The organism is Tissierella sp. (assembly GCF_032104385.1).
GTDB lineage: Bacteria > Bacillota > Clostridia > Tissierellales > Tissierellaceae > Tissierella.
Genome location: NZ_DAMCHJ010000011.1, coordinates 109,419 through 116,111 on the forward strand (window position 1 = coordinate 109,419; position 6,693 = coordinate 116,111).

A 6,693-nucleotide genomic window follows, 5' to 3' on the forward strand; every position below is an offset into this window, starting at 1 on the left:
TAAGTAGCTTAGAGGCTACTTACTTTTCTAATATTTGAGGTGGAAATATGAGAATAGGAAGCATACAAATTGAGAATAATGTATTTTTAGCCCCTATGGCTGGAGTTACAGATTTAGCATTTAGAATATTGTGTAAGGAGATGGGAGCAGGTTTAGTAGTTTCTGAGATGGTCAGTAGTAAGGGGATGTATTACGAGGATCCTGGAACCAAAGTATTGTTGCAGGTAAATCCAGAGGAAAGACCAATAGCAATCCAAATATTTGGCTCAGATCCATATATAATGGCAAATGTTGCAAGAGAGTACCTAAATCTTAGGGAAGATATAGATATAATAGATATAAATATGGGTTGTCCTGCTCCCAAAATAGTAAAGAATGGCGATGGCAGTGCTCTAATGAAAAATCCAAGATTGGCTAGAGATATAATAAAAGGAGTAGTAAAAGTCTCTAAAAAGCCTGTTACCTTAAAGATACGAATGGGTTGGGATCATGATAATATTAATGGAATAGATATAGCTAAAATAGCAGAGGAAGAGGGAATTTCTGCGCTAACAATTCACGCAAGAACTAGGGATATGTTTTATTCTGGAGAAGCAGATTGGGAGTTTATTAAAAAAGTTAAGGAAAGTGTAAGTATACCTGTTATAGGAAATGGAGATATATTTGAACCACAGGATGGACTTAGGATGTTTAACCTTACTAATTGTGATGCTATAGCAATAGGGAGGGGTTCTCAAGGAAATCCATGGATATTTAGAAGAATAATTAATTTAATGGCTGGAGGTGAAGATATTCCACCTTCAAAAGAAGAAATTATTCATATGTGTATAAGACATTTAAATCTTGCTTGTTCCATAAAAGGTGAAAGAGTTGGCGTAAGGGAAATGAGAAAACATACTGCTTGGTATTTAAAAGGACTAAGGAGTTCCAATGAAATAAAAAATCTAATATATACAATTGAGAATAAGGAAGAAATGGAGAAAGTATTATTAGAATATATTAATCTTTATCCATAGTATATGTAATGAATGTAAACCCCTTTTCATATAATAGAGTTAAAACTAGAGAGGAGGGGTATTATAGAACTTTTATATATATTAAATTGTGAAAAATATCTAGAATATTATAAAAAGGGGATTAGAAAATATTTACCAGAATTTCTTTTACCCAAAATCCAACCTAAGGTGATAGACAGTATTACGAGAAGAAATGATATAATAGGAAAAGTAGCAGGAATAAATATAAAACATATTGATTTTAATGATGAGTATCAATTTAGAGAGTATTTAAATGCTATAATAAGACTTAAGGGAGATGAAAATTATACTAGTTTATTTATTGAAGAATATAAAAACTTAAGCAAAGATTTAATATTTCATATAGAAGAATTTACAAATATGAAAATATCAGATGGAGAAAATATTAAAATAACTAATCTTCCTCTAATAATGAGAGAAATATGTAATATAATGAAATCAAATTTAGAAGAAAAGGAGATTTTAGTTATTTGCGATAACAAAGAAAGAATGAAGGCGGTAATCAAAGGAATTTCAAAAGATATAAGATTTATAACTGCTATAGGCTGTGAAAAGGATAATGATGAGATTTATGAATATATATTAGAAGAAACAGGATTATCTTTGTTTTATTCATCTAATATTAAAAGAATTTTAGAAAATTATAGCATAATAATTAATTTAATAGGAAATTTGCAGATTGATTTTTCTAAAGTAAGAAAAAATTGTATAATCTTTGATTTTGGTAATGGAATTCATTTAAACAATAAAAAGACTTTACCTTTTATTAGAGATTTTGCTTTTGATTTAAATGATTTAGGTATTGAGGAAAACATATGGATAGAAAATATAGTTCTTTCTAGTTTAGCAGAGTCTTTAATAGGAGGTAATATTGAAGGAATAAGGTATTTATATTGTGAAGATAATTATTATAGCATCAATGATTATGTAAAATCCTTTATAAATATTAAAGGGAATTTCTAAGTACTTGACATTATGGTTCTACTTGATTATAATATCTTGCATACAAGTAGGAAATGTAATTTTTCTATTAATTAAATAGTTTGCATAGTATAGATAATATTTATAATAATTTTAAAAGGCAATAATATATATTGGGTAAAGGAGAGAATGAAATGCCAGAAAGAGATGTATTCTTAACCGAGGATGGATTAAAGAAATTAGAAGATGAGTTGGATGAATTAAAGACTGTTAGAAGGAAAGAAATTGCTGAAAAAATAAAACAAGCTTTAAGTTTTGGAGATATAAGTGAAAACTCAGAATATGATCAAGCTAAAAATGATCAAGCTCAATTGGAAGAAAGAATTGCAAAACTAGAGACAATGTTAAGAAATGCAAAAATAATAGATGAAGATGATATAACAACAGATGTTGTAGGTATTGGCTCTAAAGTTTTGGTAAAGGATTTAGAGTATGATGAGGAAATGGAATTTATTATAGTGGGCTCTGCAGAGGCTGATCCATATAATGGTAAAATATCAAACGAATCTCCTGTAGGTTCCGCACTTTTAGGACATAAATCTGAAGATGTTGTAGAGGTAGTTGTTCCAGATGGAAAAATTGAATATCAAATACTAACTATTACTAGATAAAAAGGTTAATAAACTAAGGAGGTAGAGTAATGGGAGAAACCGAATTAAATTTAAATGAAATGTTGATGATGAGAAGAGAAAAACTTAAGGAACTGATCGAAAAAGGAAAAAACCCTTTTCTAGTTGAGAAATTTGATTATACGCATCATAGTGCTGCGATTAAGAATAAATTTGAAGAATTAGAAGGTAAAAAGGTAGCAGTTGCAGGAAGAGTAATGTCTAGACGTGGGCATGGGAAAGTTAGTTTTATTGATTTACAAGATAGTGAAGGTCGTATTCAAATATTTGCTAAACAAGATGCAATGGGTGAAGAAGAGTATAAAGATTTAAGTCTTTTGGATCTTGGAGATATTATAGGTGTTAAAGGAGAGGTATTTAGAACAAATGCTGGTGAAATATCCATAAGAGCTGAAGAAATAGTTATAATGACTAAATCTCTACAAATATTGCCAGAGAAATTTCATGGTTTAAAGGATCAAGATTTAAGATATAGACAAAGATACGTAGATTTAATAGTAAATCCTGAAGTGAAAGAAACATTTATATTAAGAACAAAGATGATCAAGGCTGTAAGAGAATACTTAGATGATAGGGGCTTCCTAGAGGTAGAAACTCCAATTTTAAGTCCAATAGCAGGAGGCGCAAATGCAAGACCTTTTGCTACACATCATAATGCATTAGATATTGATATGTACTTAAGAATAGCCAATGAACTATATTTAAAGAGGCTTATAGTTGGTGGGTTTGAAAAAGTCTATGAAATGGGAAGAATGTTTAGAAATGAAGGAATGAGTCCAAAACATAATCCTGAATTTACTAATATAGAGCTTTACCAAGCATATGTAGACTATGAAGAAATGATGAGATTAACTGAAAATCTTTTTGCTTATGTAGCAGAGAAATCTTTAGGGACTACTAAAATAAATTATCAAGGTACTGAAATAGAATTATCTCCACCATGGAGAAGGTTGGATATGGCAGATGCAGTAAAGGAATTTACTGGAGTAGACTTTTCTGTAATCAACACCGATGAAGAAGCTATAGCCATTGCTAAGGAAAAAGGATTAGAAATTAAGCCAGGTATGACTAGAGGTCATATTATATCGGAGATGTTTGAGGAATTCTGTGAGGAACATTTAATTCAGCCTACGTTTATTACGGGTCATCCAGTAGAAATATCACCTCTTGCTAAGAGAAATCCAGAAGACCCAAGAAAGACTAATAGGTTTGAGGCATTTATCAATACTTGGGAATTAGCAAATGCTTTTTCAGAATTAAATGATCCAATTGATCAAAGACAAAGATTTGAAGACCAAGTTAAACAAAAAGATTTAGGAGATGATGAAGCACATCCAATGGATACGGATTTCTTAAATGCAATAGAAGTAGGACTTCCACCTACTGGAGGACTTGGCATTGGTATTGATAGAATGATAATACTTCTTACAAATCAGCCAAGCATAAGGGATATATTGTTATTCCCGACTATGAAGCCATTGGATGAGTAAAATAATAATAATTATGGGCAGGAGATTAAATTCCTGCTCTTTTTTATTTTAAATATATTTGGGTATATATTATAAAAATACTTTCCTTAGAATAAGGAGTGGTGCTTAAATGAAGAAGATTTTACATATTATATCTCAATATCCTGGAAAAACAGGCAGCGGAATATATTTGCAAGAATTAATAAGGGAAGGAGATAAAAGAAACTATATTCAAGGATTAATTGCTGGAATACCAAATGGAGATGTTATAAAGTTAAGTTATATAGATAAGTTTTATCCCTTAGTATTTAATACAGAAGAGCTTCCATTCCCAATATTAGGTATGAGTGATGTTATGCCTTATGAAAGTATTAGATATTGCGATTTAAATGTAGATATGCTAAACAGGTGGAAGATTTGTTTTAAAAGGGTAATTCTTAATGCTATAGAAGATTTTAAACCAGATATTATATTATCTCACCATTTATGGTTATCAACCTCTTTAGTTGTACAATTAGCTAAAGATATTAAGGTAATAGGAATATGTCATGGCACAGATATTAGACAATTTGAGAAATGTCCACAATATAGACAAGAGGTATTAGATAGTTGTAAAGAACTGGACAAGGTTTTTTCATTAAGTGAAGAGCAAAGACAAGATATCAGCATTAAATATGATATTTCAAATGAAAAGATTATAGTAATAGGTGGAGGATATAATGACGATATATTTTCCCCTCCATTAAACAAAGTTTATAATAATGAAATAAAGATGGTATATGCAGGGAAACTGAGTTATTCTAAAGGTATAATGTCTTTACTTAGGGTATTTGATAAATTAAAGGACAAATATAATGTTAGATTGACTCTAGTTGGTTCAGGTACAGGCGAAGAAGAAAAAAGTATTAAAGAGCTAGGAATTAGCTTAGGTGTAGAATTATTGGGAGAAGTAACTCAAAAGAATTTAGGCAAAATATTTAAGGAATCTGATATATTTGTATTGCCTTCTTTTTATGAGGGTCTATCTTTAGTTACAATAGAAGCTTTAGCTAGTGGACTACTAGTAGTTGCAACAGAAATACCAGGTCTTAAATCAAATTTAGGTATAATAATCAATGATAGTAGGGTAATAGAGTATGTAAAACTTCCTAGTATGATTCAAGTTGATAAGCCTTTAGAAGGAGAATTATTATTGTTTGAAGATAGGTTTCAAGATGCTATTGAAAGACAAATTGAAAGGATATATAAGAGCTATAGGATAGACTATGATATCAAAGAGGAAATAAAGAGGATGTCTTGGGAAAATATATTTAATAAAATAGAAAGATATTTTTAAATCTTATTTTTCATAGGTTCTTAATTGTTTTGTAATATTAATAATGAATAAAATACAGATAAAAGCAAAGTATACTATTAAACAAAATATAATAGGAGGTATACTATGCAAATAAATTTAAGTCAAAAAGAGAGAATGATTTTAGAAGATGGTAAACATCAAGAGGATGTTTGTGTTAAGAAATATCAAAGTTTTGCTACCCAAGCAAAAGACCCTAATTTAAAACAATTGCTAAACAAACTAGCTTCAGAAGAACAGCATCATTACAATATTATAAATGAACTATTGCAAGGTAAAAAGCCAAATTTAACACATACTAACCAAACTATGAATAATCAACAAGCTGTTAATACAAATAGTAGCAGCATGTCTTTTAACAATCCTGAAGATGCATTATTATGTAGTGATTTATTAGCAACTGAAAAATATGTTTCTGGTTTTTATGATACAGGAGTATTTGAATCTGCAAACAAAGATGTAAGAGAAGCTCTCCAACATATACAAAAGGAAGAACAAAAACATGGGGAAGAATTGTTTAATTATATGAATACTCATGGAATGTATGATGTAAAATAGAATTATAGAGGATTCAAAACTAGGAAAGGATAAGGGCGTGCAGAGTATGCCTTTATCCTTTTGTTTTTAAAAAATAAAAACTTTTAAAAAAGGTGTTGACTTTATATATAAAACCGTGTATTATAATAAAAGTCGGCTGCGACATTGAACCAAAACAAATCAAATAAAGATTTGAAAAAAGTTCAAAAAAACAGTTGACAACTCTTGGAAAAAAGAGTATGATAGTAAAAGTCGGCTGTGACATTAAACTTCATAAATCTACAAAATGATTTAAAAAAAGTTTAAAAAAACAGTTGACAGCAAACAAAAAGTTTGCTATACTAAGTAAGTCACCTCAAGGGGTGACGATGAACCTAGAAAACTAAACAGTGTGAGAAACTTTGAATTATAGAAGTAATGACCTAACCCAATGAGCGTAGCGAATTGAAGGTAGGTCAGATGTCGCGAAGTCCAAATCTATGATTTGGCTAACGAAGCGACGAACACATGAATTAAGTCAGCAAATAATTTGAGCTAATCAGACTTTTAAATGAGAGTTTGATCCTGGCTCAGGACGAACGCTGGCGGCGTGCCTAACACATGCAAGTCGAGCGAAGTTTTTAAAGAAGATTTCTTCGGAATGAAACTTTAATTATCTTAGCGGCGGACGGGTGAGTAACGCGTGA

General features: G+C 30.3%; 6 protein-coding genes and 1 rRNA gene (1 of these 7 cut by a window edge). All 7 read left to right on the plus strand.

Annotated elements, in window-relative coordinates; genetic code table 11:
• Window positions 1-47: 47 nt before the first annotated feature.
• Window positions 48-1,016 (plus strand): tRNA dihydrouridine synthase DusB, encoded by a 969-nt coding sequence (gene dusB, locus RT714_RS11720; protein ID WP_313757828.1) that lies wholly within the window; start codon window positions 48-50, stop codon window positions 1,014-1,016.
• A 168-nt stretch (window positions 1,017-1,184) separates the two neighbouring features.
• Window positions 1,185-2,000 carry a hypothetical protein gene (locus RT714_RS11725; RefSeq protein ID WP_313757829.1) on the plus strand — a complete coding sequence of 272 codons (816 nt, stop codon included), beginning with the start codon at window positions 1,185-1,187 and terminating at the stop codon, window positions 1,998-2,000.
• A gap of 152 nt (window positions 2,001-2,152) precedes the next feature.
• A complete protein-coding gene (gene greA / locus RT714_RS11730) occupies window positions 2,153-2,629 on the plus strand; it encodes a transcription elongation factor GreA (RefSeq protein WP_313757830.1) in 477 nt (158 codons plus the stop codon).
• A 29-nt stretch (window positions 2,630-2,658) separates the two neighbouring features.
• On the plus strand, window positions 2,659-4,137 hold the full coding sequence (gene lysS / locus RT714_RS11735; RefSeq protein WP_313757831.1) for a lysine--tRNA ligase: 1,479 nt from the start codon (window positions 2,659-2,661) through the stop codon (window positions 4,135-4,137).
• A gap of 109 nt (window positions 4,138-4,246) precedes the next feature.
• Window positions 4,247-5,452: a glycosyltransferase family 4 protein gene (locus RT714_RS11740; protein ID WP_313757832.1), complete on the plus strand. Its 1,206-nt coding sequence runs from the start codon at window positions 4,247-4,249 to the stop codon at window positions 5,450-5,452.
• A gap of 105 nt (window positions 5,453-5,557) precedes the next feature.
• Entirely contained in the window at window positions 5,558-6,028 is a 471-nt protein-coding gene (locus tag RT714_RS11745) for a spore coat protein (protein WP_313757833.1), read from the plus strand.
• Between the two features lie 525 nt (window positions 6,029-6,553).
• A 16S ribosomal RNA gene (locus RT714_RS11750) occupies window positions 6,554-6,693 on the plus strand; it runs 1,392 nt beyond the window's last position.

What these genes read in the sequence shown, in the direction of transcription:
- dusB (WP_313757828.1), top strand. Translation starts at nt 48, where the DNA reads ATGAGAATAGGAAGCATACAAATTGAGAATAATGTATTTTTAGCCCCT.
- greA (WP_313757830.1), top strand. Translation starts at nt 2,153, where the DNA reads ATGCCAGAAAGAGATGTATTCTTAACCGAGGATGGATTAAAGAAATTA.
- lysS (WP_313757831.1), top strand. Translation starts at nt 2,659, where the DNA reads ATGGGAGAAACCGAATTAAATTTAAATGAAATGTTGATGATGAGAAGA.
- RT714_RS11740 (WP_313757832.1), top strand. Translation starts at nt 4,247, where the DNA reads ATGAAGAAGATTTTACATATTATATCTCAATATCCTGGAAAAACAGGC.
- RT714_RS11745 (WP_313757833.1), top strand. Translation starts at nt 5,558, where the DNA reads ATGCAAATAAATTTAAGTCAAAAAGAGAGAATGATTTTAGAAGATGGT.